The sequence below is a fragment of the Aquimarina callyspongiae genome (assembly GCF_034322225.1).
GTDB lineage: Bacteria > Bacteroidota > Bacteroidia > Flavobacteriales > Flavobacteriaceae > Aquimarina.
Window position 1 is genome coordinate 1,170,269 of sequence record NZ_JAXLPA010000001.1, and the last position, 25,749, is coordinate 1,196,017.

Sequence of the window (25,749 nt, forward strand, 5' to 3'; positions counted from 1 at the left end):
AAAGATGATGGAATTCGATAAAGAAACATATGATCAGATAGAAGCATATATATCGGGAACCCTTAATGATGAAGATCGCGATGCTCTGGAATTAAAAATGCAATCTGATAAACTTCTCAAACAAGAAGTTGAACTTCATAAATCTTTAAAACATGAGGTTTCTGGTAAAGGTTGGCATGTATCAGATCCCCAGAAAAGCATAGAAGATATTGATCTAATAAAACAATATAGAAGAAGTAAAGAATTTTCTGAGATTGAAGACAAAATACAATCTGCAAGTGATAGTTATTTTAATGATTTAAAAAAATCCAAAACCAAAAAATGGAAATACTACCTGGTTTCTTCGGTTGCTATACTTCTAATTTTATTTGTTGTTAGGTTTTTACCCGTTTCTGGAGAGTCTTTATATGCAGAATATCATAACTGGAAAGATTTGCCTTCTTTAACGGTAAAAGATGATCAAGGTAGTGTATTAGCTGAAGCCGAAGATTTTTTTCACAATGAAGAATATCAATTAGCAATCCCAATTTTTTCTAAGTTCATTGATCATCAAAATAAGTTAGATCAACCTCTCAATCCATATGTTCTTTCTTATTTGGGAGCTTCGTATTTAGAATCTGGCAACTATCAAAAAGCTCTTAAAACATTTAATCAATTACAAGATGGTAACTCGCTAGATGCTTCTAGAAAGTATTGGTATACTACATTAGTATATTTAAAACAAGGCGACAAATCTAATGCCAAAAAAGAATTAAATCTTTTAATTCAAGATGAGAACAACTTCAATTTTAAAAAGGCAAAAGAACTGTTAGAACAACTTAAATAACAGTTTTAAAATGGGTCACCCAACGATTTATTAATACCCATACTAAATTTATCTTATCTTTTTTACACCAATAGATTCAAAATCCTATAGGTGTCTTTTCATTTTTTATACTAATCATTACCATTCGTTAATAGCCTCATTAAAAAACTTATAACTCCTCATTTTTTTTTGGGTAATGAAATAGTGGTTCCTACACTTATTAATAGATCGATCTATTAAACTAATAGGTGTAACCCGAAAAACCTTAAATAGAGTAGGGTAAAATTAAAATCAAAAATCATGAAAAATCATTTAGCAAAATTGCTATATATCGCCTTTATAGCTGTTTTTATAGCTGGATGTGAAAAAGAGGACGATTCTCAAGTATCTACTAATCCAGAGAGTATTGAAGCTATCAAAAATGCTGGGAATGAAGAACAAGAAAACATTGTCAATATCTCACATCAATATTATTATCAGGGAAAAGAATTCAATGTTACATACACGCTGGATCAAAAGGAAAGAAATGTTATCAAAACATCTGGTGATACTGATATTGCCAGAGCAATTTTTGGAAGAGAAGACAGTCCAAAAGCATTACTTTTTGAAAACCCGGTTATGGGCAGTAAAGAGATTGCTATACGGGTATTTGATACTGATCAGGAAATGAATCGTTACTTAGAAAATAACGGTGGGCTTCCTAAAGAAACTTCAGATCAGGGAAAAGCTGCTTGTTCAAGCTATAATTATATTGGATACGGAAGTTTCTATTTTTATAAACACGCATATTACAGTACAGAGATGCTTAGTATGAGAAGAACCTCTACGCGTTCTACCGGCAACCATTGGGTAGGTTCTGGAAATAACGATAACCTATCTTCGGTTATATTAAATATTCCTATTAATACTCAAGGATATCTTAGGTTAAAAGAGCATATATGCTACGGTGGGAAATCTCTTAATTTCTACATTAATGATTATACATCAGCTCTTTTTGGAATCCCTAACCTTCAATGGTATACTCTATCCGGATGGTGGTGGTGGACCACATCCTGGAATGATCAGGTATCATCATATCAAGCCTGGTGTTGGTTTTAAATCTAACCAAAAATCCAAATGGATTTCGTTTAAACAACAATATTAAAATATCAAACTCATGAAAACCAAAATAAATTTAATAGGTATTGCAATTCTGGCACTTACGTTAGTAATTGCCTGTTCAAAAGAAGATGAAACCATCACTTCTACAACTCAATCAACTTCTTCAAAACATTCAGGCATTTATCAGCAACATAATGCTCCTTGGGTATTATCTATGGATTGGCGATTTAGTTTCGGGTCTTGCGCTACTGGACCAGGCGTATGTTTTACAGATGGTGATGGAGATATTGTCATTGATTGGGGATATGTCAATAACTCAGGATCCGGAACGGGATATACAGAGCATTTACAAGAAGCTTTTAAAGTTTTGATGAATGGTAATAATGATCCAGATAATGGTGTTATTGCATTTCGCTTAGAAGGAGATCGATTACATATGGTATTCTCTAGAAGCCTTGAAGAGTCTCATTTTAATATCACAGAAGATGTAGTATTGAGAAGTAATGTTACCAGAGAGCTAGGAAAACGTGAAATCATTATTCCTGCAGGAAGATATTCTGTGGATAGAAGCAATTTTGAACACGGAGAAGTAACGGTTCCTTATATGGGAAAGGATATTATTCTGGATTATCACGAAGATTATGGCACCATCCAGAAAAAAGATTATCCGGTAAAAAGAGAATTTACCCTCGCATCATTTTTAAAAGACCTCAATATTACAGAAAACGATTTAAAAAGACACCAGGTTATCGAGGCAGAATTTACAGGAATAGCCTATGCAGAACATCTGGTTGATGGAAAAATAATCTATGTATGGCATAAATATGAAAAAGAACCTGTTTCAGTATTTGAAGGTGTATTAAATGATGGAAAGCCTGTAACTTCTCAAAGAGTTCATTGGTGCGGAAATGAGTTTGGGGGATACAGTTCCTTTGACTTCTTTTGGGCTTTTATAGATAATGGATGCTGGTGGTGTTAATCACATAAAATAACTTAAAAAGATTAAAGAATAACAACACTTATTCTGACAATTAAGACAGAAGGTTGCATTTGTTTTTTTCTACTTTCCTTTTATACACCTGGCAAGAGAGCCGAACTCAAATGGGTTCGGCTTTTATTTTTAAGATATTGATAAAATACTAAGTGATTATGATAAATATCATAGTTATACCGTCAAACCTTATTTATTTTTAAGAAATGAAATAAGCAAAGACACATACACTCAAATATCTAAAAAGTAGACTGATGAAAAATATTTTGCTTCCTACAGATTTTTCTAATAATTCAAGAAATGCTATACAGTATGCTATGGAGTTTTTTAAAAACGAACTCTGTACTTTTTATATCCTTAATGTACAAAAAGCATCCAGATATACCACTGATGATCTTATGGCCGCTCCGGCTAATACCTCAATCCATCAATCGGTAATAAGTGAAGTCAAACAAAAATTGTCTCGTATTGTTGAAGAATTAAAAAGTGAATATGGAGATGAAAATTACTCCTTTCACTCTATTACAGATTATGACATCTTTACTGATGCAATAAAACAAGCAGTTAAATCAAAAAATATAGATCTAATTGTGATGGGTACTAATGGTGCAACGGGTGCCTCTGAAGTAGTTTTTGGCAGCAATACCCTAAATGTAATTCGCAAAATAGATTGCCCGGTTCTTGCAATCCCTCAGGGATTTACTTTTAAAAAACCTAAAGTCATTTTATTTACTCTAGATTATGGTCACCATTTTACAACCGAAGGGATTGAGCCTCTCATGGATACCCTTTCTAAATATAAATCCTCTTTGCGCATTCTCAAAATCAAAGAAGATGATACCATTACTATAGCAGAGTTTGATGACAAAAAACATATGAAAAATTTCTTTAAAGATGTAAATCACACTTTTCATTCTATCATTAATCTTCCTACTGCTTTGGCTATTAATAGCTTTACTCAAATTATGAATGTTGATCTGACTGCTCTTTTTGTACCAAGAGAAACTTTCTTAGAACGGTTCTTTAAAGGGTCAGAAACCTCCAAGATTAGTTACGGAACCCGTGTGCCTTTATTGATTATGCATAATTGATATTATTTTAAGTCATTAGGCTTTTTTAGAAAGGTTAGTTGATAATTTCTTGTTTCTTCTATTAGTCCTTATAAATGCTCCAGGGAGCCATAAATATGCAAGCAAAAAACCTTGAAAGAATCCAATAAACAAATAATGTATTACAAAACTTATAGCAATTACATTTCCCATAACATCCAACTCAAAAATAGGACCACAAGCATTCCCCAAGTCTATAAAAAAGGCTTTAATTTTTGGGAATTCGACCAACCCAACCCCGACAATTATCTTAGTTAGCCAATCCGAAATTCTTTCCAAATTTGTATTAGGAACATATTGATTAGTTGTTTCAGAAGTCTTCTTTTTAATAAATTGTGTATTAGTTTTTGGAACCCCAAAAAGAAATCCTATAAGACTCCCTGAAATTGTTGCTGCTCCGGCAAGAAAACCACCAACTCCTATAATTTTTAGAGCTGATACCCAATTACCTTCTATAACTTTTGCATAGGCAGGCCAAAACAACCAAAAAATTCCTACAAAGGCAAAAAACCATAATAAAGCTAGTACCTTTGAAATATCATAGTTTAGAACCTCAGGATCATACGTAAATACTCTTTTTATCCAATTAGTCATATCTTATATTATTTAGTACGATTAATAGTTAAATTCACAAAATCATATATATTCTAAATAAAGAACCCCAATTTCAGTTTAAAACTTGAAATTGGGGTTCTCTACTTTATAAAGTCTACTTAAATTTACAAATAATTCGTTGAATTTAGATGAAAACACCAAAAAACATAGGGTTGGTACTTTCGGGAGGAGGTTTTAAAGGAGTGGCTCATATTGGAGCTATTCAAGCTATTGAAGAATCTGGATTTATCCCTCAATTTATTTCGGGTGCTAGTGCTGGTGCAATCGTAGGTTCTTTATATGCTGCAAAATACACAACTGAAGAAATAAAATCTGTATTCGCAAAAACCTCTCTTTTTAAATTTAACCGGTTTACACGAAAGAAAGCAGGTTTTCTTGATACAGAAAAATTTTATGATGACCTCATTACTTTTTTTCCTGAAAACTCTTTTGAATCCTTAGACAAAAAGCTCTTTGTTACCACTACCAATCTTGTTGAAGGAGTTACAAAAGTTTTTAATGCCGGTCAATTAATTAAACCATTGCTTGCCTCTGCAGCATTTCCCGGAGTTTTTACTCCGATAATGATTGATGATCAACTATATGCTGACGGAGGTATCTTAGATAATTTTCCGATTACTCCTATCCGTGAACATTGTGATTTTATTATTGGCATTGATGTTTTACCTATTAAAAAACCAAAAATCACTGACTTTAAACATTCCTATAATGTGATGCAACGAGCTTATTATTTAAGGGCTATGACCAACTCAGAAACCAAGTTTAAAGAGTGTGATATTATAATTCAGCCTAAAGATCTCGTGAATCATGGTATCTTTACCGCCAGTAATCTGGATAAAGTTTATCAACTAGGGTATCAAGAAGCAAAATTACAGCTCGAAAAATATTTAAAAGCTAATCAGAAATAAATAACATTTTTTTCCTAACATTGGATACTATAAAGAACTGAATACATGAAGATAGAACAAATATACACAGGATGTCTCGCTCAAGGAGCCTATTATATTGAAAGTAACGGAGAAGTAGCAATTATAGATCCGTTGCGAGAAGTAAAACCATATATCGAAAAAGCCAGTGAAGATAAGGCTGTTATTAAATATATTTTTGAAACACATTTCCATGCTGATTTTGTGAGTGGTCATGTTACTCTTGCTAAAGAAACAGGAGCAGATATTGTATTTGGTCCTAATGCAGAAACCTCTTTTGAAGCTCTGATTGCCAAAGATGGGCAAGAATTTAAGATAGGAGATATTACTATTATAGCACTTCATACTCCTGGTCATACTATGGAGAGTACAACCTATCTTCTTAGAGATAAGAATAATAAAGATCATGCCATTTTTAGTGGTGATACCTTGTTTCTTGGAGATGTTGGAAGGCCTGATCTCGCTCAAAAAGCAGCTCATATGACGCAAGAAGAATTAGCTGCTACGCTTTTTGATAGTTTACGCACTAAGATTATGCCACTAGCTGATGATGTTATTGTATATCCTGCTCACGGTGCTGGTTCTGCTTGTGGAAAAAATATGATGAAAGAAACAGTGGATACGCTTGGCAATCAAAAGAAAATGAATTATGCCTTACGAGCAGATATGTCCAAAGAAGAATTTGTAAAAGAAGTAACAGATGGGTTACTTCCACCTCCTCTTTATTTTCCTTTAAATGTAAAAATGAATAAAGAGGGATATGCAGATATTGATGAAGTTATTGAACGTGGAGTTACACCGTTATCTCCTCAAGATTTTGAAGCAGTAGCTAATAAAACTGGAGCTATTATTCTTGATGTAAGACATCAGAGTCAATATATAAAAGGACATATTCCCAGATCAATTTTTATTGGAATCGATGGCGGGTTTGCTCCTTGGGTAGGCGCACTAATTGCAGATGTGCAACAGCCCATTTTATTGGTGGCTCCCAATGGACGAGTAGAAGAAACTATTACCAGATTATCAAGAGTAGGTTTTGATAATACTTTAGGCTTTCTGGAGGGTAGTTTTGATGCCTGGAAAAAGGCAGATAAAGATTATGATACTATAACTTCTATACCTGCTTCTGAATTAAAAGACATTCTTGAGAAAGAAGAAGCACCTGTTTTTGATGTGCGTAAACAAAGTGAGTTCTCTGCAGAACATATAGAAAAAGCATATCATACTCCTTTGGATTTTTTGAATGACTACTTAACCGATTTTCCTGATGATAAAACATTTTATGTGCATTGTGCAGGAGGATACCGTTCAGTAATTGCGGCTTCTATATTAAAAAGTAGAGGAATCCATAATCTTGTTGATATTGCCGGAGGGTTTAAAGATATTAAAGAAGTAGGGATAGAAACTACAGATTTTGTATGTCCTTCTACTATAAAGTAAAAAAATAGAAGAAAGATAATAATTCGGGTACGAGATGGATAAAAGAAAACATTGGGAAAATGTATATAATACCAAAGAGTTAAAAGATGTTAGCTGGTATCAAGAAGCTCCTAAGACTTCTTTAGATTTTCTGAGCGATTTCAAGGTATCAAAAACTGCAAAAATTATTGATGCCGGAGGTGGTGATAGTCTTTTGGTCGATCATTTACTCAAATTAGGGTATTCAAATATTACCGTATTAGATATTTCGGAGACAGCAATAAACAAGGCGAAAAAAAGGTTAGGTGATCAGGCAGAAAAAGTAAAATGGATTATTGCAGATATTGCCAGTTTTGTCCCTATTGAAAAATATGATGTATGGCATGATCGTGCTACATTTCATTTTCTAACAAAAAAAGAAGATATCAATCATTATGTCAGCACAATACAAAAAAACACAGTTCCTAATGGAACCCTGATCATAGGAACTTTTTCTAAAGAAGGTCCAAAAAAATGTAGTGGGATAGATATTACTCAATATTCTGAAACGTCCTTAAATGCTCTACTTAATCAGCATTTTGAAAAAATAAAATGTATTTATATTGATCATCAAACTCCATTTAATACCTCGCAAAATTTTGTTTTCTGTGGATTTAAAAAAATTGTAAAAAATATTTCGAAATTATAACGGATCAATATCTTCATAAGACTGCTGCCCTATCATTAAAAGTTGTTGCTCTTTAAGTGCCCATATCAGCACTTTTATATAATCGTTGACAGCTTTCTTTACATTTTCAGGTTCTGTAACATCTATAGAACCTTTCCAGATTAAAGCACGTTCTTTATCCAGGCAGATACAATACAACGAGGATTCTGCATGAAATATCTGGTACTCTTCATAATAATCTTCATCTTGATATATTTCCTGATTTTCATAATAGTCTTCTTTAAAACTATTAAATGTTTTGTCAAGGTTTCTATAAGCTTTGACTACAGTAACTTTATCCTCTACACCTACTACTTTAGATAGTAATATAGCATCAAATCCTTCTTCTAACAATTGTGATTCTAAAGCCATTAAATCCTTTTCGGTTTTAGGAGAGTCAGTATAGAATTCTTCAAAGAATTCCAGGCTCTTTATTGCGTTTACATTATTTTTCCTAAGTTCTGAAGTCAATTTTTTTTCAAAGAGCTTTCGTTGATTCAACTCAGCACTTATTCCGATTACTAATACCTTTTGTGCTTCAAAAGTATCAATATCTGGGTTTTTCCAGTTTTCGACTAACTCACTTGAATTACAGCTCATCAACATCCCTATTAGAATCAAAGAATATGTATATAATTTATTCACTTTTAAAAATTTATTTGTTAAAATAATCTCTCACCAAAGCCTTCATCTGATTCTCAGTCATACTATCTACTTTTTTTATTTCTTCTACTTTCTTGAATAAGATAGGATGGTTCTCTTTCAGATCTTTATAAAGTTTTTCTGCAGTTTCTGCTGGTCCAAATAGCGCTACTTTGTTAGCATCAGTGATATAAGGAAGTAGTTTTTTAAAATAAGCTTTGAACTGATTTTTTTCTCGTTCCAAGTATTTCTTGTCTTGCACAACATCTTGAGGCCCTCCTTTAAATCGAGTTCCAGACCCTCCCAATATGTGATATGTTTCTATTTCTGAGAAAACTGTTTGTATTTCTTCCTGTTCTTTTCCGGTAGTTATGATATAGGCTTTTTCTTTATCAAGCCAGATTCCAATTGTTTTCATAATAATAAATTTTAGTTTTTTAGATCATGTAAAGCCAATACGGGTACTGTAGTATGATGTCCAAGGCTTTTTACCATAGGTTTTGACAAAATACTGCCAAAAAAACTATGTTTTCTGTTGATAAAAGTGATCATATCACTATCTCTACTTTGTACAAAACAACTTAGTCCTCCTTGTACATCTACATTCTTAAGTGTATGGAATGAATGCGGAATATTTTCGAAATATTCTTTCAATAAATCTTTATTGTTTTCCTGCTCTTTATCCAGAGAATTATCATTAGTTATATGCAAAAAACGAACTGCAGAATTGCTGATTCTAGCGATCTCTATTAAATATTGTAGTTCTCTGTGTTTAAAATGAGTCTTATAATCTGTTGGGAATACTATTTCTTTAGGTTCTTGATAGATAACATCACTAGGAATTGCCATTACAGGGCAATTCCTAACTTTTTCCATGGTCAAAACGGTATTACTCCCATAAACCACACTCATTGCGTTTGTGGTTCCCTTAGTGCCCATAACAATCATTTCAATGTCTTTTTTTTCAACCAGATCCTTTATCGCATCCAATAAGCTATTAAATTGCGAAACTGCATAGAACTTATGGCCTAAGTAATTATCTCGAAACGAAAGTCTATCAAGAATTTTACCTAATCCTTTTTCAGACTTCTCTTTAGCTTGCTCATATAACCTTTCGCCAGGTTCAGGAACCATCATACTATCTATGGCATAACCCGTAACATTAAAAACATTCAGGATATAAAAATCACATTCTGCATTTTTATATAATTCTATAGCATAGCTTATAGCATTCCATGAATTCTTAGAGAAATCAGTCGGTAGTAAGATTTTCTTTTTCATTGTAATGATATTTAGGATTAGTGATATAAAGGTAGAGTCGTTTAATAAAGTAAACTATGATAATTATCAGCTTGCATCTGGTATTACCAAAAAAGGCACTGAAGGAGCAAACCCTATTTTTTTAATTACCGGTTCATGGGTTATATTTTCTATAAAGCTGTGTCGATAATTAATCATTACCAAAAGGTTGATATTTAATTGATCAATAAAATCATTTATCAAAGCAGTTTTCTGATCATTTTTAGGAATCCAATGAGCACTAAATTGTATTTTTTTAAAACACTTTTTAAGAGCATAATAATTATGTTCCTGTATGTCATCTAATTTTTCTTCTCTGAGAATATGGATAATCTTAATAGTAGACTGAAATAAAGAAGCAATATCCAATAACGGTTGCAATTCTTCTTCTAGATAGAATCTTTTCAAATCCGTCGGGAATGCGATGTTAATTGGTTTTTCAAAATCAAACTCATCTGGAACTATTAGTACAGGGCATCTTTTAATTTTCTGAATAGTTTTTACTGTATTACTCCCCCAAAATGCAGCTGATGCACCTGTAGCTCCTTTGGTTCCCATAACTACAAGGTCAATATCTTTACTCTTAATAGTTTTAATAATTGTCTCTACTAAATCCTTTGAAACAGAAACAGTTTCGAAAGTATGTTGTAAATCTTCTGTATCTCTAACAATTGAATGAAAAGTCTGGATTAAACTTTCTTGAGAAGCTGCACTTAATTTCTGGTATAAAAAACTCCCTTTACTTGTATCTATTCTACCTGTTAATAAAGGAGTTTTTACTTCAAAAGTATTAAGTATATAAAATTTACACTCCTGATGCTTAAATAATCGGGTAGCATAGAAAAGTGCACTATATGCATTATTAGAAAAATCTGTCGGAACTAGTATTCTTTTCACGATCTATAGTTTTAAAATTGTTCTATAAATCTATTCTCTAAATTGGAAGAATACTATGATAATTGTCAGTTATCAGAAGGAATTATAAGAAAAGGTATTTGTAAATGAAATGTAATTTTTTTTATAATTGGTTCTCTAGTTAATCGTTCCAAAAAACTATGTTTGTAATTAATCATAGTTAATACATCTATATCTAACTCTTCTATAAATGCTTGTATCCCTTTTTCTATGGTAGAGAATTCTGGGATTACATGAAAATCATATTTTACATTTTTAAAAAAAGCTTCTAAAGTACTAGAGTTATACTTCTGGACATAACTTAATTTTGGTTTTCTATAAATATGAATCATTCTTATGATAGCATTACTTCTTTTTGCCAAATTTAAAATTGGGGTGATCTCGGATTTATAATACACTCGTTCAAAATCAGTAGCAAAAGCTATATTATGAATAGGTTGATAATAAGCATCTTCAGGAATTATCAGGATAGGACAGTCTAGTGATTCTCTAATCACTTGTAGCGCTGTACTACCGATAAATATCTCTTTAGCTCCTGTTGTCCCTTTAGTACCCATTAGTATTATGTCAAAACGATCTTTTGTAGTAAGAGATTGTAAAGTTTTATATAAAGATCCAGGTTTTGAAATTACTTTGAAAAAATGATGAGAAGCCGGGCTAGAATTTTGAATATCTTCTAAAATCATTTGCAGCTTGTTTTTAGATTCTAATTTAATAGCGTCATAATAATGACCTACTCTTTGTGAACTGACAGTACTTACTAAGTTCACCGCATTTAGATCATAAACATTAAGTATAACAAATTTACAAGGAGTATTTCTATAAAACTCTATTGCGTATACAATGGCATTCCAAGATTTATCAGAGAAATCTGTAAGTAATAATATACGTTTCATTTTCAATAGCTTTAGGTCCGTTGTAAATTTTGCAATACTAAAAAGGGTATTTTAATATTTAAACCTATCGAATCAATTTTAGATTGATATAGCATACTTTCAAGATATGAATGTCTCGAATTAACCATAACTAACATATCTGCTGACTGAGTTTTAATAAATTTATTAATCCCAGCAACTATAGTATCTGCTTTTTCGGTAATATGAACTAGTTCAGTATTTGGAAAACAAGATTCTAAAAAAGCTTTATTATCTTGTTGTCTAAGCGAAAGGTTTGTAAATCGAGTGATGTATAAAAGATTGATTTTAGATCTAAAACTTATGGTCAAAGTACTTAATAATTTAAGTTCTCTTCTTTTATACGGAAGCCTGTAATCTGTTGGAAAAACAATTTGTTTTGGCTTTTTATAAGAACTTTTCTCTGGGATTGTCAAAACGGGACATTTTACATATCTAAGAACTTGAAATGTGTTACTCCCAAAAGTTAATTTTTGATCATTTGTTTTTCCTTTGGTTCCCATGATTATTATGTCAATATTTTTCTGATCTACCAAATCATTCGCCACATCTATTAAAGTTCCAAAAACAGAAATCGTTTTATATTGATGTCTTGGATTAGGTGATACTTTATTAATATTAACAAGAATTTTTTTAAGCTCTTCATTAGATTTTTCATGAATACTTTTCTTCAACTTCTCCAAAGTATTTCTGGAAACCACAGTATTATCATCATATACTTCATCTGCATATGCATGAAAAATCAAAAACTCATAGCGTTCATACTTAAATAGTTCTAAGGCAAAATGAATCGCATTCATTGCATTTTCAGAAAAATCAGTTGGTATCAGTATCTTTCTCATTTTAATAAGCTTTCTTAGCTAAAACTAAAGAAATATGGATGGCAAAACTATGATAATTGTCAGGTTATTGAAAAAACGATAAATTGGTATTTTGATAGCATTTTGTTTTTGAAGAATTTATACAAAAGCAATTTTTAATTATTTCTTATGAGTTATTCATCTCACATCAATTCACCTTTAATATATTCTCTTTTTTTTAACACATAAAGTAAGAATATCTCATAGTTAGAAATAATTCACTTCACATATTCTTAACAAAATCACGTTAAAGTTGAATTATCCTACCCAATTATAATACTATTTAAACTAAGTAGAGTTAAAAAATATTTTGGTTCAATTACATTTATAATATTTGCTACATATTAATTGGAGTTCTTATGAAATTTAAACTTTTATTATTGATACTAACAGCTTTGTCTCAAACGCAAAAGCAAATAATTTTCCTCATACAATCTCATAAAGATTTGATGGGATTAAGATATATGAAGGCTTCTTTATTGATTCCAATTACTAGGCATTCAAAACATAACAACCTACCTCATAATTATCTATCAGTAAACACAATAGATAGTAACAATAAACTTTAATAACCATAATTTTCTCATAAATAAAAATTTGATTTTAAAGTTTCTTAAATAGTTGAAGAGATTGCAGTGGCATGCAATCTCTTTTTTGTTTGACCTTTATTTTGAATAGTGACTTATGATATTCTACTTTCTGATGGGATTACAAGAAAAGGAATATTAGTATGGTAAACTATTTGATTAATTACCGGTTTAAACAAAAGGTTTTCAAAAAAAGAATGCTTGTTATGAATCATAACCAATAAATTGATTTTGAATTTTTCCTGAAAATCTTCAACGGCTTCCAGTACATCCATACCATCAGCGATATGAAATACATGTGTTTCATCCTTAAAATATTCGTCCAGATAATTTTTTACTTCTTCTTGCTGATCATCTAAGGCAACACCATAATATGCATTTAGGATATTGAGCCTTGAAGAATGTTGATCACAAATTTCTTTGAGTAATGATAAGTATTTATTAGACGTGCTAAGATTAAAATCAGTAGGAAATAAAACCTCTTTAGGCTTTTCATACTCAAATCCAGACGGAATCGCTATAACAGGACATTTTACTTTTTTAATAGTAAACATTGTATGTGTACCTATAAAAATTTCTTTAGCACCTGTAGCTCCTTTAGTACCCATTATGATGAGATCAATACTATGTTTCTCTACAGTATCTATTATTTCATTGACAAGCATATTAAATGCAGAGAGTTTCACAAAGCTATGTTTAGAATTAGAGAATTCATTTTCTATTCTCTCAATTATACGATCTATCTGGTTTTCAGAATTTTTATGAGCTACATCTTCTATTCCGTACGGCATTGGATTTTCTACTAAATATCCAACATTATATGACACAGGAGTAAATGTATGGAGTATATAGAACGTACATTTTTGATCTTTAAAAAACTGTAATGCATATCTAATGGCATTCCAGGAATTATCAGAAAAATCTGTGGGAATCAATACTTTTCTCATATCACTAAATTATTTTAACCTCTTTATTCAAAATTAATTTATATCTGGGAGAAGAAATATGATATTTATCATATTATGTAATCCTTGATTTAGAGACTTTTGTATCAAATGAGATCGTATTATGATAGACTCTACTTGTTTCCACTGCGGAAATGACTGTGGTAAAACTATAATTGCTTTTGATCAAAAACACTTCTGTTGTCATGGGTGCAAAACTGTATATGATATTTTTTCGAATAATGATCTATCCTGCTATTATGACTTACAATCTGCTCCTGGTGCCATTCCTACAGAAATTAAAGGAAAATACGATTATCTCGGTTCTACTGATATTATTGAAAAATTAATTGAATTCAGTAATGACACTACTCAAATTATTACACTTTACATTCCTCATATACATTGCAGTTCTTGTATTTGGATTTTAGAAAACTTACATAAACTACAATCCGCCATTCAGGTTTCTCAGGTTAATTTTCCTAAAAAAACTGTTCGTATTACTTTCAACTCAAAGCAGATTACTCTTAAAGAAGTCGTTATTTTACTAAGCTCAATAGGATACGAACCCTACATCAGTCTGGATGATTATACTAATGGTCAAAAACAGATTAATCGCAGTCTCATCTATAAACTAGGAATAGCAGGTTTTGCATTTGGTAATGTAATGTTTTTGTCTTTCCCAGAATATTTTGAGGTATCAGAATTCTGGTTAGAAAAATACAAAAACCTCTTCAGGTGGCTCATGTTTGCCTTTTCATTACCAGTGGTATTTTATGCGGCTCAGGATTACTTTATTTCTGCTTATAAAGGCATTCGTTCCAGATTACTTAACATCGATGTTCCCATAGCTTTAGGTATTTTGGTATTGTTTTTAAGAAGCACCTCTGAAATTGTTTTTGATTGGGGAACTGGTTTTTTTGATAGTTTAACCGGGTTAGTATTCTTTCTTCTACTTGGAAAGTTTTTTCAACAAAAAACGTATTCATTTTTATCGTTCGAAAGAGATTATAAATCTTACTTTCCTATTGCAGTTACCAAAATTATTTCAAAGAATAAAAAAAGAGTCGAAGAGAATATACAAGTATACGATATCAAAGAAGGAGATCGATTATTGATCCGAAACGAAGAACTGATTCCTGTAGATGGAATTTTGATAAATGGTAATGCACAAATTGATTATAGTTTTGTGACTGGTGAAAGTGAATCCGTCTCAAAAAAATCAGGAGATAAACTATTTGCAGGAGGTAAACAATTGCGCGGAGCTATAGAAATTGAAGCATTAAAATCTGTAGAACAAAGCTATCTAACTCAATTATGGAGTAACGAAGTATTTAATAAAGATAAATCTGCATCTTTTACCAATCTTACAGATAACATAAGCAAATATTTTACAATAGTTATTCTGTGTATTGCAGTTTTAGCGACAACTTTCTGGCTATTTGTCGATTCATCCAAAGCAATGAATGTATTTACAGCCGTTTTAATAATTGCCTGTCCTTGTGCATTGGCATTAGCCAGACCTTTTGCATTAGGCAATATGTTAAGAATCTTTGGTAGAAATAAATTTTATCTCAAAAATGCCGATGTAATTGAACAAATCGCACTAGCCAATACCGTAATTTTTGATAAAACAGGAACTATTACCACCAACAAAAAAAGTAATATCACGTATCAGGGATTAGAACTTACTGAAGAAGAAGCTTCTTTGTTAAAAAACACGCTTCGCTCTTCTAACCATCCCTTAAGTAGATCTCTTTATAATATACTATCAGAGCACAATATTCGGGTTTTAGATGAATATCAAGAGTATGCCGGTAAGGGAATTGAAGCAAGGTCTGCCCAAGATACTATAAAAATAGGTTCCTCTGATTTTGTTAGTAATAACGATAATCACAAAAACCTTAATACAATTGTACATGTAAGTACTAACAATAAATATAAAGGGAAATTTGTTTTTCAGAACCAATACAGAGAAGGCGTTAAAAAAGTATTCAATACTTTATCTGAAACACACAAATTATCTATTCTTTCTGGTGATAATGAAGGAGAGAAAAACTATTTAAAACAACTATTACCATCACATACAGAATTAATATTTAATCAAAAACCAAATGATAAGCTTCGCTATATCGAAGCTTTACAAAGTAAAGAAAATAAAGTAATTATGATTGGTGATGGACTCAATGATGCCGGTGCTTTAGCTCAAAGTGATATAGGTATATCTATCTCAGAAAACGTAAATGTATTTTCACCCGCTTGCGATGCCATTCTGGACGCTGCTAATTTTAATAAAATTAGTTGTTATCTAAAAATATCTAAGAATACCATAAAGATTATCAAATCTAGTTTTGTTCTATCATTTTTATACAACTTAGTTGGTTTATATTTTGCAATCACAGGACAACTATCTCCCGTTATTGCTGCAATATTAATGCCTATAAGTTCTATTTCTATAGTAATATACGTAACAACGCTTACAAATTGGTACGGTAAAAAACTAAAACCTTAAACACAATGAAACCTCAAGAAGATTATAATCCTATTGAGCACTTTCAGAAGTGGTTTCTGGACATTGATATGAGGCACCCAGAAGAAGAATCCAATGTTATGGCTCTCTCAACCATAGGCCTGGATGGTTATCCTAAAACCAGAATAGTACTTCTTAAAAGGTTTACCTGGGAAGGGTTTATTTTTTTTACAAATTATAAAAGCGAAAAAGGAAGAGCTATAGACAAGAATAATCGTGTTTCTTTATTATTTAATTGGGAATCCTCTAATCGTAAAATTTCCATAACTGGTACAGCAGAAAAAATTGCTAAAAACTTATCTGAAGGATACTTTGAATCCCGCCCAGAAGGAAGTAAACTCAGCACATTGGTTTCAAAACAAAGTGAAGTGGTTGTATCCAGAAAAACCTTAGAAGAACGCCTAATTCACTACGAGAAAACATTTAAAGGCAAAACAATTCCAAAACCAGCATATTGGGGAGGTTACCTTGTCAAACCTCAAGAACTCATATTTACAAAACCTTATGTTTTATCCGGTTATAATCAGGTTACGACGTACCGATTGCAATCAAATTATGATTGGTCAAAAAAAGTAAAATACAAACCTATTTAATTGTCTTCTTTCAAACCATTTTTTACTCGACAAGTTCTTATTCCTAGTAATCGATATAAAGGACACCATCCCATAAATCCAGTAATAATTAATACTCCCGATGCGGATAATAAAACAACACCTAAAGTATCAGCTATAATATTATTATAAAATAAATATGCCAATACAACTCCTATAAGAATTCTAATGATAGAATCAACTTTTCCTAAGTTCTTTTTCATCTCTTAATTGACTAAATGTTTAATAATAAGTTTAAAACAAAAATCTGAAAGAAATGAAAACTAAAACCTGATAAATATCATATTATAAGATGATTAATTGGCTAAACTTTGTGGGACTAACTTTTAGATCTTGTTTATGAAACGAACTAAGTCAATTACTTTAATCTTCCTTATATCATTTATCGCAATAAGTACAGCACAATTAAAAGTCGATGCAGAATTACGACCTCGTTTTGAGTATCGTCACGGATTTAAAACACTTTTTCCAGATAATGAAGATCCTGCTGCATTTGTATCACAACGTACTCGATTAAATGTCGGATATAGTATTGAAAAGCTAAATTTTTATTTAAGTATCCAGGATATAAGAGTGTGGGGTGATGTACCTCAACTCAATACAGCAGATAATAACGGTTCTAGTGTACATCAAGCTTGGGGAGAAATTCTTTTCACTCCCAATTTATCTTTAAAACTAGGGCGCCAGGAAATTAATTTAGATGATCAACGGCTTTTTGGTAGTGTAAACTGGGCACATCAAGCACGTAGTCACGATGCAGCACTCATAAAATATAATAAAGAAAGTTTAAGCATTAATTTAGGATTTGCTTTTAATCAAGATAATGAAGCTTTGTTAGGAAATACACTTACCATCCCAAACACATATAAAAGCATTCAATATGCTTGGTTACATAAAGAATGGAAACATTTTTCAGGTAGTTTCCTGTTCCTAAATAATGGATTACAATTTATAGATCCAACTAATTCAGATAATGATGAAACTAGATATAGTCAAACTATAGGTACTCATCTGAAATATAATCAAGATAAGTTAAAGCTAGTATCAAATCTATATTATCAGTTCGGAAATGATGTTAACAATAACGATCTCAGCGCTTATTTGTTAAGCCTGGAGGCAAACTATCAGTTAGCAGAAAAATGGAAAGGAACCTTAGGCGGAGAATTATTAAGTGGAAATGATGATGGTACTCCCACCAATGGAGATAACAATGCTTTTAATCCATTTTATGGGACTAATCATAAGTTTAACGGATTGATGGATTACTTCTATGTTGGCAATCATATTGACAATGTAGGGTTAATAGATTTGTATGCAAAAATTGATGTAAAACTCAATTCTAAATCAAGATTAAATATTGCTGGACATTATTTTTCTGCAGCAGCAAATTTCCCTGGAAATGATACCGACAAAACACTAGGAACCGAGATCGATTTTGTATATTTATATGATTTTCAGAAACATATAAGCTTTAAAGCTGGATATTCTCATCTATTCCCTTCTGACGGAATGGAAATATTGAAAAACAATTTTGATGGTAACTCCAATTATTGGGGGTGGATTATGGTAACTATAAAGCCAACTTTATTTACTTCAAATAATAAATAATTATGCCAATCAAAAGCTATCTCGCCCATCCTTATAAAGGAAGAAAAGAAGAACTCATTGAAGCTTTATCTACTATACATCAATGCGAAGTAATGCCTGCTCAAAACCAGGATGTACTTATACTGGTTACCGAAACAGAAAATAAAACAGAAGAAGTAATTCTAAAAGAAAAACTGGACACTATCGATAGCCTAAAATTACTAGCTATGGTTTCCGGATTTAATACCCCACAAAACAACTAATCTTATGTATACCTCCATAACTAATAGAAGAGAATTTATAAAAAAAATGGCTGTATTATCCGCAATGACAGCAGCCGCTACTATGTTTCCAGGAATATTATTTGCCGAGGAACAAGAAAAAGGTATTCTCAACAGCGCTTCTTTGGATTGGAAAAAAGCCCCATGCCGATTCTGTGGTGTAGGATGTGGCGTATTAGTTGGCACAGAAAATGGAAAAGCCGTAGCTGTAAAAGGAGATCCAAAATCTCCTGTCAATAAAGGACTGTGTTGTGTAAAAGGGTATCACTCTATTATGGCATTATATGGTAAAGATCGATTGACCAAACCATTAATAAAGAAAAATGGTCAATATGTTGAAACATCCATGAAAGAAGCTCTTGATTTGATAGCTTCTAAAATGCAGGAAACCATAAAAGATCACGGTAAAGATTCTGTATCTATTTATGGTTCTGGACAATGGACAATACCAGATGGTTACGCTGCTTCAAAATTATTTAAGGGTTGTATCGGAACCAATAATGTAGAGGCTAACGCCCGATTATGCATGGCTAGTGCTGTTACAGGTTTCCTTACTTCTTTTGGAATCGATGAACCAATGGGATGTTATGAAGATATTGATTATGCCGATGTATTTTTTCTTTGGGGGAATAATATGGCAGAAATGCACCCAGTACTCTTCTCCAGATTGTTAGATCAACGATTGAAGCGAGGTGTAAAAATTATTGATTTTGCTACCAGAACAACCAGAACCAGTAAAGCGGCAGATTCATCTATTCTCTTTAAACCACAAACAGATCTGGCAGTAGCTAATGCTATTTGTTATGAAATTATTAATAACGGTTGGGTCAACAAATCTTTTGTAGAAAAACACTGCAATTTTAATAAAGGGCTCACTAATATGGGATATGGCCTAGAAGACAACTATGTATTCAATGACAAACCAGAGAAAATTGATTTTGAAGCTTATAAAACTTTTCTTGAAGACTACACCCCAGAAAAAGTATCTAAAATATCCGGAGTATCAGTTAAGGATATCAAATATATGGCTGCTTTATATGGAGATCCTAACAAAAAGGTAATGTCGCTATGGTGTATGGGTATGAATCAGCACTCTCGTGGTACTTGGATTAATAATTTGGTTTATAATATTCACTTGCTCACAGGAAAAATTTCTGAACCTGGCAATAGTCCTTTCTCATTAACAGGGCAACCTAGTGCTTGTGGAACAGTAAGAGAGGTAGGAACTTTAACTCATAAGCTGCCACACGGAGTAGTAACAAACAAAAAGCATAGAGAATTTGCCGCCAAGATCTGGGATGTTCCAGCAGAGAATATTCCTTCAAAACCAACATATCATACTGTAGAAATGTTTAGAGCATTAGACAGAGGAGATATTCGCTTTATGTGGATACAAGTAACAAACCCTATGGTCACAATGCCCAAACTAAAAAGATATAGAGATGGAGCTCAAAAAGAAGGAAGGTTTATAGTAGTTTCAGATATCTATCCTACTCCTACCACTGATATTGCAGATGTAATATTACCATCCGCTATGTGGATAGAGCGCGAAGGAATTTTTGGCAACTCTGAACGTAGAACTCAACACTTTGATCAGATGGTTAACCCTCCAGGAGAAGCAATGAGTGATACCTGGCAAATTGTAGAGGTAGCAAAACGTATGGGATATGAAAAACAATTCTACTATACTGAAGAAACACATATCGAAGAGATTTATTCTGAGTATCGAAAACACCACGATAACAAAAAACATAATATGGCTCCACTGGAAGTCCTAAAATCACAACCAGGAGCAATGTGGCCCTATGTAGATGGAAAATCTACAAAATGGCGATTCAATGCCAAGTATGATCCAGCTTGTAGTAATGGTGAAGATTTTCATTTCTACGGGAAACCCGATGGTAAAGCAATCATATGGCAACGACCTTATGAACCAGCAGCAGAGGAACCCGACAAAGAATATCCATACTGGTTAAACACAGGACGCGTAGTAGAACATTGGCATACCGGATCTATGACCCGAAGAATTCCTGTGCTACATAAAGCCATGCCACATGCGTATGTAGAACTCCACCCTAATGATGCAAAACGATTACAAATCAAAACAGGAGATAAAGTAAAATTAACTACCCGTCGTGGCGAAATTATATTACCAGCATCTATAGATCAAAGAGGTGTCCCAGCACCGATGCAGGTGTTTGTTCCTTTCTTTGACGAAAATTTATTAATCAATGATATCACATTAGATTCTTTTTGTCCAATATCAAAAGAACCTGATTATAAGAAGTGTGCGGTAAAAGTTGAAAAAGCCTAATACTATGAGAAAGAGACTAGGTATCATATCGCTATTTACAATCCTGTTTGCAGCTTTTATTATTATTTGGAATTATAGCTACCAGACTGGGTTAAAAGAGGCATACATTACAATTAAGAATGCAGATACATACAAAGTTTTTTTATCAGAAAACAAAGTATTTGACAATTCAGAGCTAGCATTAGATTATGCAAGTATGCCAATTGATGAAAACTATCAAAGAACATTGGAAACTTATTATAATAACAGAGCTTATTATGGAGCTCCTCCTTTTATACCTCATCCCGTAAAAGAAGAAAGAAGTATGGGCGGAAACACCTGTCTTCAATGTCATCAAAATGGTGGTTTTGTTGCTAAGTTTGAAGCGTATGCACCTGTGACTCCTCATCCAGAAATGATCAATTGCCGACAATGTCACGTTGCCAAAACTTCAGAAACATTATTTGTACAGACAGCCTTTACAAAAGAGCAAGCCCCAAAAGTAGGTGTTAATAATGCACTGCCTGGTAGCCCTCCTATGATTCCTCACCCTATACAAATGAGAGAAAATTGCCTGGCTTGTCACGCAGGACCCGCAGCTCCAAAAGAGATTAGAGTTACACATCCCGAACGTATTAACTGTATGCAATGCCATGTCTTAAATAATACCAACGGATTAGATACTGCAACTTTTATCAGAGATAATAAAAATTATGATGAATAAATATATACTACATACGCTGGGCTGTATAGTGCTCTTTTTGCTTACGCTTTCCTCTTGTAAACACGGCGAAGAAGAATATCATAGTATTACTAATAAAATAGAAGCAAAAAGCAAAAATTACCACGGCACTACTATTTCTTCTGAATCATTAATAGAAGGAATTGAAACTCTTAAAATTACTGAAGGAGAGCATACTTTTTTGATACCAGAACGTAAAAGTCAAATCAAGTCTTATAAATGTACAGAATGTCACAATCAGCCTTTGTCCAAAATGCAAAGTAATGACGGTTTGAAAAAAGCGCATTGGGATATTAAACTATCTCACGCAGATGTAAATACTATGAATTGTATTACTTGTCATAATGGTGATGATATGGATAACTTAAAAAGTTTAACTGGTAATACTATTGATTTTAACAGAAGTTACAAACTATGTAGCCAATGTCATACTAATCAATTTGAAGATTGGAAAGGAGGGGCACACGGCAAAAAAGTAGCTGGTTGGGCGCCACCAAGAGCATCAATGACCTGTGTAAATTGTCATGACCCGCACAAGCCTGCTTTTGAAAGCAGATGGCCTTCTGTTTTTAATACTCAAAAAGCAAAAGAACGAGAATAATAACCAAGTTTCGAATTATAAAATTTAAAAGAATGAGCGATACTACAAAAAAATGGTTTTCATTAAATCTGGGTAATTCGAAAACAACATCTACAGATACTTGTAGCTGCGGAAAATCCTCAGGAGGATGCGGTTCTCACTCGGACTATCAAATGAGTAACGAGGATTTTGATACTGCTGTTGATGCCGCCATAGGAGATGAGCGAAAAAAAGATGGTTTTGATCAGGTATTTGATGTACAAATGGATCGGCGTACTGCATTTAGGAAGTTAACAGCAAGTTTGCTCATTGGAGCTGGAGCGGTAAGCTCTTCTTGTAGTGTTATAACAGATGATAAATCTAAAGAAAAAGCACAAATCGATTGGGAAGAACAATTCAAAGGCAACTATAAATTAATGAATGATGATGAGAAGAAAGCCACTGTAGATCGATTGGTACGTTCTTATCAAATAAGGAAAGGAAAAACGATCAATATGTCCTCTCAAAATGCTGAGAAAGATGTATTATTTGGTTATGCATTCAATATTTCCAAATGTCAGGGATACATGGATTGTGTAAGTGCCTGTGTTAAAGAAAACAATCAAGATAGAAATTCTGAAATGCAATATATCCGGATACATGAGATGAAGGATGGAAAAGGTTTTAATTTTAATGAAGCTGATGATAATTATTACCATGAAGTACCAGCAGAAGGTCATTTTTATATGGGTACTCAATGCTTTCATTGTGATAACCCTCCTTGCGTAGATGTATGCCCTGTACAGGCAACCTGGAGAGAAGAAGACGGTTTGGTTGTTGTTGATTACGATTGGTGTGTAGGATGTCGTTATTGCATGGCAGCTTGCCCTTATGATGGTAGACGTTTTAATTGGAGTACTCCTGAAGTTCCTGAAGAAGAAATTAATAAGAATCAACATTATTTAGGAAATCGTATGCGCAAAAAAGGAGTAATGGAAAAATGCACTTTTTGCGTCCAGCGATCTCGAGCTGGTAAAAACCCCGCTTGCGTAGAAGCCTGTCCAACCGGAGCAAGGATTTTTGGAAATTTATTAGATCCTAATAGCACTATACGTTGGGTACTTGAAAACAAAAAGGTTTTTCGATTAAAAGAAGACCTAGGTACCGAACCTAAGTTCTGGTACTTTATGGATTGAATAGGATATATTTTTCTTTATCAAAAAACCAAGGTCATATTCTAATAGATAAAGAAAAGGAGAATATAGTTTGGCCTCAGAAATTTGGTTTAAACCAAAAAACAATTAAAATGACACAACTTAAAGTTTTTATAAGTTTAGTAAAAGATAGCTTGGATACCATAACTAAAGGCTCAAAAAAATATCATCTCTGGATGGCATTTTTGACATTTGTTATGTTAATAGGCATGTATTGTTATTCTATACAATTAGAATATGGCTTGAGTGTTACCGGATTGACAGATAGAGTAAGTTGGGGATTATACATTTCTAATTTTACATTTTTGGTAGGAGTTGCTGCAGCAGCGGTAATGTTAGTAATGCCTACCTATGTCTTAAAAGATATTGACTTTAAGCAAGCCGTTCTTATAGGAGAAGGATTGGCAGTAGCAGCATTAATTATGTGTCTTGCTTTTGTGGTAGCTGATATGGGAGGCCCTTCAGTTTTATGGCATATGATACCAGGAATTGGAGTATTTAATTTTCCAAACTCCATGCTTACCTGGGATGTAATTGTATTGAACGGGTACTTATTCTTAAATATTTCTATTCCCTTTTATATTCTTTTTACAAGATATCAAGGAAAAGTTCCTAACCCTAGGATATATGTCCCAGGAGCAATTCTATCAGTTTTCTGGGCAGTTGCCATTCATCTGGTAACCGCTTTCCTATATCAAGGTTTACAAGCACGACCATTTTGGAACAATGCCTTATTAGGGCCTCGTTTTTTAGCATCAGCTTTTGCAGCTGGACCCGCTTTGATCATTTTAGTACTCGCCATTATCCGGACTTTTACCGAATTTAAAATTGAAGATAAAACAATTAAAAAAATTGGGATGATCGTTACCGTGGCAGCCCAAATCAATCTTATTATGTTGATTTCAGAATTGTTTAAAGAGTTTTATGCTCCCACGCATCATAGCGAAAGTGCATATTATTTATTCTTTGGTTTACACGGTAAAACAGCATTGTTACCATGGATTTGGACTGCAATTCCTCTGAATGTATTAGCAACAATTATTCTTACTTTTGGTAAATTACGGAATAACTTCAAAGTTTTATATTTTGCATGCTTTATGCTCTTTATAGCAATCTGGATCGAGAAAGGATTTGGGTTAATTGTACCAGGTTTTATTCCTGGACCTTATGGTAAAATAGCTGAGTATACTCCAACAGGTATAGAAATTGGAGTTACTCTAGGAATATGGGCTCTTGGAGCGTTTATATTTACAATTTTGGCTAAAACCTCGATTAAAATTGAACTAGGTAAACTTCGATTTAAAGCAAAATAAAGCCGAATTTTAAAAGAATTCGGCTTATTATATAGCTAATTTTGATACTATCAAATGGTCATAGTACCATAGTTAAGTGCATCCATTACAGAGGATTTGTATCAATTTTTAAAGTGAACCCTCATTTTTTTATACCCTAATCGATTTAGGAAGTTTGTATAATGTTAATAAAGCCCCAATAATAATTATATTTTTAAAAATGTATTGTCCAAGTAATGTAAAGACAAGAGGTGAATCAGAAAACGATTGTTCTGGGAATAAAAACAGAGGTACAAAAGTAAATATCATATGAACTAATGCTATACGAATTACAACATGCCTATAAATATTTAAAATTAATAATACCCCTATTATCGTTTCTGATAGAGCCAACAAAATAATTGAAACATTTGGAGAAATAAGACCTAGTGTAAGCACATCCATTGTATTTTGGGCCAATTTCTCAGCATGACTAACTCCAGGAAAAAATTTTAATGCCCCAAACCATACGTATACTAATCCAATGCTAATGATTAGAAAACGACTACTTGATATTCTTCTTTTTACATTCATTGATTTATGTTTAATTTACACGATTAATTCTGTTTCATACAATATTTAGTTAGAAATAAATCATTGATCAATAGATTTAAAAATCCTTTTGAACCTTGATTAAATGTTAAGTTTGTGTAATTAAAAAATCTTAATAAATGTTTGATTATAACATCATCAAATGTAATGTTAGCAGATATTCTAAGGATGTATTTTAACAATAAATTAAGGGAAAAATCCCCTTCTTATACGCGT

General features: G+C 32.5%; 26 protein-coding genes. 16 read left to right on the forward strand and 10 right to left on the reverse strand.

Translation table 11 applies throughout. The annotated features are described in order from the left end of the window. The first annotated feature begins 7 nt into the window (after nt 1-7). The 4 genes from U0D62_RS04790 (at nt 8) to U0D62_RS04805 (ending at nt 3,988) form a co-directional block, all read left to right on the forward strand. Nucleotides 8-826: a tetratricopeptide repeat protein gene (locus U0D62_RS04790; RefSeq protein ID WP_322194190.1), complete on the forward strand. Its 819-nt coding sequence runs from the start codon at nt 8-10 to the stop codon at nt 824-826. Between the two features lie 279 nt (nt 827-1,105). After that, a complete protein-coding gene (locus U0D62_RS04795; RefSeq protein WP_322194192.1) occupies nt 1,106-1,903 on the forward strand; it encodes a hypothetical protein in 798 nt (265 codons plus the stop codon). A gap of 58 nt (nt 1,904-1,961) precedes the next feature. Beyond that, nucleotides 1,962-2,885: a hypothetical protein gene (locus tag U0D62_RS04800; RefSeq protein WP_322194194.1), complete on the forward strand. Its 924-nt coding sequence runs from the start codon at nt 1,962-1,964 to the stop codon at nt 2,883-2,885. Nucleotides 2,886-3,151: 266 nt separating this feature from the next. Continuing rightward, a complete protein-coding gene (locus U0D62_RS04805) occupies nt 3,152-3,988 on the forward strand; it encodes a universal stress protein (RefSeq protein WP_322194195.1) in 837 nt (278 codons plus the stop codon). A gap of 15 nt (nt 3,989-4,003) precedes the next feature. Here the strand turns inward: U0D62_RS04805 and U0D62_RS04810 are convergent, their stop codons facing one another. After that, the gene (locus tag U0D62_RS04810; RefSeq protein ID WP_322194196.1) at nt 4,004-4,600 is read right to left on the reverse strand and encodes a hypothetical protein; all 597 of its coding nucleotides are present in this window, start codon (nt 4,598-4,600) and stop codon (nt 4,004-4,006) included. A gap of 149 nt (nt 4,601-4,749) precedes the next feature. Here U0D62_RS04810 and U0D62_RS04815 point away from each other — a divergent pair, with 149 nt between their 5' ends. From U0D62_RS04815 to U0D62_RS04825, 3 genes are read left to right on the forward strand one after another with little or no spacing between them, the layout of a single operon-like run. Beyond that, on the forward strand, nt 4,750-5,529 hold the full coding sequence (locus U0D62_RS04815) for a patatin-like phospholipase family protein (protein ID WP_322194197.1): 780 nt from the start codon (nt 4,750-4,752) through the stop codon (nt 5,527-5,529). A 45-nt stretch (nt 5,530-5,574) separates the two neighbouring features. Further along, nucleotides 5,575-6,987, forward strand: coding sequence for an MBL fold metallo-hydrolase (locus U0D62_RS04820; RefSeq protein WP_322194198.1), 1,413 nt, complete (start codon nt 5,575-5,577; stop codon nt 6,985-6,987). 34 nt (nt 6,988-7,021) lie between these two features. Then, a complete protein-coding gene (locus U0D62_RS04825) occupies nt 7,022-7,654 on the forward strand; it encodes a class I SAM-dependent methyltransferase (RefSeq protein ID WP_322194199.1) in 633 nt (210 codons plus the stop codon). Here U0D62_RS04825 and U0D62_RS04830 read toward each other — a convergent pair. From U0D62_RS04830 to U0D62_RS04860, 7 genes are all read right to left on the reverse strand, one after another. Further along, the gene (locus tag U0D62_RS04830) at nt 7,649-8,317 is read right to left on the reverse strand and encodes a hypothetical protein (protein WP_322194200.1); all 669 of its coding nucleotides are present in this window, start codon (nt 8,315-8,317) and stop codon (nt 7,649-7,651) included. The genes U0D62_RS04825 and U0D62_RS04830 overlap by 6 nt on opposite strands. A gap of 10 nt (nt 8,318-8,327) precedes the next feature. Next, nucleotides 8,328-8,732 (reverse strand): hypothetical protein, encoded by a 405-nt coding sequence (locus U0D62_RS04835; protein WP_322194201.1) that lies wholly within the window; start codon nt 8,730-8,732, stop codon nt 8,328-8,330. An 11-nt stretch (nt 8,733-8,743) separates the two neighbouring features. Then, a complete protein-coding gene (locus tag U0D62_RS04840) occupies nt 8,744-9,595 on the reverse strand; it encodes a universal stress protein (protein WP_322194202.1) in 852 nt (283 codons plus the stop codon). Nucleotides 9,596-9,661: 66 nt separating this feature from the next. Beyond that, nucleotides 9,662-10,510, reverse strand: coding sequence for a universal stress protein (locus tag U0D62_RS04845; RefSeq protein WP_322194203.1), 849 nt, complete (start codon nt 10,508-10,510; stop codon nt 9,662-9,664). Nucleotides 10,511-10,575: 65 nt separating this feature from the next. Next, nucleotides 10,576-11,424, reverse strand: coding sequence for a universal stress protein (locus U0D62_RS04850; protein WP_322194204.1), 849 nt, complete (start codon nt 11,422-11,424; stop codon nt 10,576-10,578). An 11-nt stretch (nt 11,425-11,435) separates the two neighbouring features. After that, complete coding sequence (locus U0D62_RS04855; protein ID WP_322194205.1) at nt 11,436-12,284, reverse strand: universal stress protein; 849 nt, start codon at nt 12,282-12,284, stop codon at nt 11,436-11,438. A gap of 700 nt (nt 12,285-12,984) precedes the next feature. Next, complete coding sequence (locus tag U0D62_RS04860) at nt 12,985-13,836, reverse strand: universal stress protein (RefSeq protein WP_322194206.1); 852 nt, start codon at nt 13,834-13,836, stop codon at nt 12,985-12,987. Between the two features lie 121 nt (nt 13,837-13,957). On the opposite strand from U0D62_RS04860, the gene U0D62_RS04865 reads away from it, so the two are divergent. Both U0D62_RS04865 and pdxH read left to right on the forward strand, forming a co-directional pair. Continuing rightward, entirely contained in the window at nt 13,958-16,345 is a 2,388-nt protein-coding gene (locus U0D62_RS04865) for a heavy metal translocating P-type ATPase (protein ID WP_322194207.1), read from the forward strand. A 5-nt stretch (nt 16,346-16,350) separates the two neighbouring features. Next, nucleotides 16,351-16,956 carry a pyridoxamine 5'-phosphate oxidase gene (gene pdxH, locus U0D62_RS04870; protein ID WP_322194208.1) on the forward strand — a complete coding sequence of 202 codons (606 nt, stop codon included), beginning with the start codon at nt 16,351-16,353 and terminating at the stop codon, nt 16,954-16,956. On the opposite strand, the gene U0D62_RS04875 is transcribed toward pdxH, so the two are convergent. Next, nucleotides 16,953-17,177: a YgaP family membrane protein gene (locus tag U0D62_RS04875; protein WP_322194209.1), complete on the reverse strand. Its 225-nt coding sequence runs from the start codon at nt 17,175-17,177 to the stop codon at nt 16,953-16,955. The genes pdxH and U0D62_RS04875 overlap by 4 nt on opposite strands. A gap of 136 nt (nt 17,178-17,313) precedes the next feature. On the opposite strand from U0D62_RS04875, the gene U0D62_RS04880 reads away from it, so the two are divergent. The 7 genes from U0D62_RS04880 to dsrP all read left to right on the forward strand — a co-directional run bounded on the left by U0D62_RS04880 (nt 17,314) and on the right by dsrP (nt 24,963). Then, a complete protein-coding gene (locus U0D62_RS04880) occupies nt 17,314-18,582 on the forward strand; it encodes an alginate export family protein (RefSeq protein ID WP_322194210.1) in 1,269 nt (422 codons plus the stop codon). 2 nt (nt 18,583-18,584) lie between these two features. Further along, on the forward strand, nt 18,585-18,824 hold the full coding sequence (locus U0D62_RS04885; protein ID WP_322194211.1) for a hypothetical protein: 240 nt from the start codon (nt 18,585-18,587) through the stop codon (nt 18,822-18,824). 4 nt (nt 18,825-18,828) lie between these two features. Further along, nucleotides 18,829-21,156 (forward strand): molybdopterin-dependent oxidoreductase, encoded by a 2,328-nt coding sequence (locus tag U0D62_RS04890; RefSeq protein WP_322194212.1) that lies wholly within the window; start codon nt 18,829-18,831, stop codon nt 21,154-21,156. Nucleotides 21,157-21,160: 4 nt separating this feature from the next. Continuing rightward, nucleotides 21,161-21,859 (forward strand): nitrate reductase cytochrome c-type subunit, encoded by a 699-nt coding sequence (locus tag U0D62_RS04895; RefSeq protein WP_322194213.1) that lies wholly within the window; start codon nt 21,161-21,163, stop codon nt 21,857-21,859. Continuing rightward, a complete protein-coding gene (locus U0D62_RS04900) occupies nt 21,852-22,478 on the forward strand; it encodes a cytochrome c3 family protein (protein ID WP_322194214.1) in 627 nt (208 codons plus the stop codon). The genes U0D62_RS04895 and U0D62_RS04900 overlap by 8 nt, the downstream gene beginning before the upstream one ends. Nucleotides 22,479-22,510: 32 nt before the next feature. Then, the gene (locus U0D62_RS04905; protein WP_322194215.1) at nt 22,511-23,632 is read left to right on the forward strand and encodes a 4Fe-4S dicluster domain-containing protein; all 1,122 of its coding nucleotides are present in this window, start codon (nt 22,511-22,513) and stop codon (nt 23,630-23,632) included. 110 nt (nt 23,633-23,742) lie between these two features. Further along, nucleotides 23,743-24,963 carry a sulfate reduction electron transfer complex DsrMKJOP subunit DsrP gene (gene dsrP, locus U0D62_RS04910; protein WP_322194217.1) on the forward strand — a complete coding sequence of 407 codons (1,221 nt, stop codon included), beginning with the start codon at nt 23,743-23,745 and terminating at the stop codon, nt 24,961-24,963. A gap of 129 nt (nt 24,964-25,092) precedes the next feature. Here dsrP and U0D62_RS04915 read toward each other — a convergent pair whose 3' ends face one another. Beyond that, complete coding sequence (locus U0D62_RS04915) at nt 25,093-25,515, reverse strand: doxx family protein (RefSeq protein WP_322194218.1); 423 nt, start codon at nt 25,513-25,515, stop codon at nt 25,093-25,095. Between the last annotated feature and the right edge of the window lie 234 nt (nt 25,516-25,749).

Coding starts and splice junctions, on each gene's coding strand:
- U0D62_RS04790 (WP_322194190.1), top strand. CDS start 8: ATGGAATTCGATAAAGAAACATATGATCAGATAGAAGCATATATATCG.
- U0D62_RS04795 (WP_322194192.1), top strand. CDS start 1,106: ATGAAAAATCATTTAGCAAAATTGCTATATATCGCCTTTATAGCTGTT.
- U0D62_RS04800 (WP_322194194.1), top strand. CDS start 1,962: ATGAAAACCAAAATAAATTTAATAGGTATTGCAATTCTGGCACTTACG.
- U0D62_RS04805 (WP_322194195.1), top strand. CDS start 3,152: ATGAAAAATATTTTGCTTCCTACAGATTTTTCTAATAATTCAAGAAAT.
- U0D62_RS04810 (WP_322194196.1), bottom strand. CDS start 4,600: ATGACTAATTGGATAAAAAGAGTATTTACGTATGATCCTGAGGTTCTA.
- U0D62_RS04815 (WP_322194197.1), top strand. CDS start 4,750: ATGAAAACACCAAAAAACATAGGGTTGGTACTTTCGGGAGGAGGTTTT.
- U0D62_RS04820 (WP_322194198.1), top strand. CDS start 5,575: ATGAAGATAGAACAAATATACACAGGATGTCTCGCTCAAGGAGCCTAT.
- U0D62_RS04825 (WP_322194199.1), top strand. CDS start 7,022: ATGGATAAAAGAAAACATTGGGAAAATGTATATAATACCAAAGAGTTA.
- U0D62_RS04835 (WP_322194201.1), bottom strand. CDS start 8,732: ATGAAAACAATTGGAATCTGGCTTGATAAAGAAAAAGCCTATATCATA.
- U0D62_RS04840 (WP_322194202.1), bottom strand. CDS start 9,595: ATGAAAAAGAAAATCTTACTACCGACTGATTTCTCTAAGAATTCATGG.
- U0D62_RS04850 (WP_322194204.1), bottom strand. CDS start 11,424: ATGAAACGTATATTATTACTTACAGATTTCTCTGATAAATCTTGGAAT.
- U0D62_RS04855 (WP_322194205.1), bottom strand. CDS start 12,284: ATGAGAAAGATACTGATACCAACTGATTTTTCTGAAAATGCAATGAAT.
- U0D62_RS04860 (WP_322194206.1), bottom strand. CDS start 13,836: ATGAGAAAAGTATTGATTCCCACAGATTTTTCTGATAATTCCTGGAAT.
- U0D62_RS04865 (WP_322194207.1), top strand. CDS start 13,958: ATGATAGACTCTACTTGTTTCCACTGCGGAAATGACTGTGGTAAAACT.
- pdxH (WP_322194208.1), top strand. CDS start 16,351: ATGAAACCTCAAGAAGATTATAATCCTATTGAGCACTTTCAGAAGTGG.
- U0D62_RS04875 (WP_322194209.1), bottom strand. CDS start 17,177: ATGAAAAAGAACTTAGGAAAAGTTGATTCTATCATTAGAATTCTTATA.
- U0D62_RS04880 (WP_322194210.1), top strand. CDS start 17,314: ATGAAACGAACTAAGTCAATTACTTTAATCTTCCTTATATCATTTATC.
- U0D62_RS04885 (WP_322194211.1), top strand. CDS start 18,585: ATGCCAATCAAAAGCTATCTCGCCCATCCTTATAAAGGAAGAAAAGAA.
- U0D62_RS04890 (WP_322194212.1), top strand. CDS start 18,829: ATGTATACCTCCATAACTAATAGAAGAGAATTTATAAAAAAAATGGCT.
- U0D62_RS04895 (WP_322194213.1), top strand. CDS start 21,161: ATGAGAAAGAGACTAGGTATCATATCGCTATTTACAATCCTGTTTGCA.
- U0D62_RS04900 (WP_322194214.1), top strand. CDS start 21,852: ATGAATAAATATATACTACATACGCTGGGCTGTATAGTGCTCTTTTTG.
- U0D62_RS04905 (WP_322194215.1), top strand. CDS start 22,511: ATGAGCGATACTACAAAAAAATGGTTTTCATTAAATCTGGGTAATTCG.
- dsrP (WP_322194217.1), top strand. CDS start 23,743: ATGACACAACTTAAAGTTTTTATAAGTTTAGTAAAAGATAGCTTGGAT.
- U0D62_RS04915 (WP_322194218.1), bottom strand. CDS start 25,515: ATGAATGTAAAAAGAAGAATATCAAGTAGTCGTTTTCTAATCATTAGC.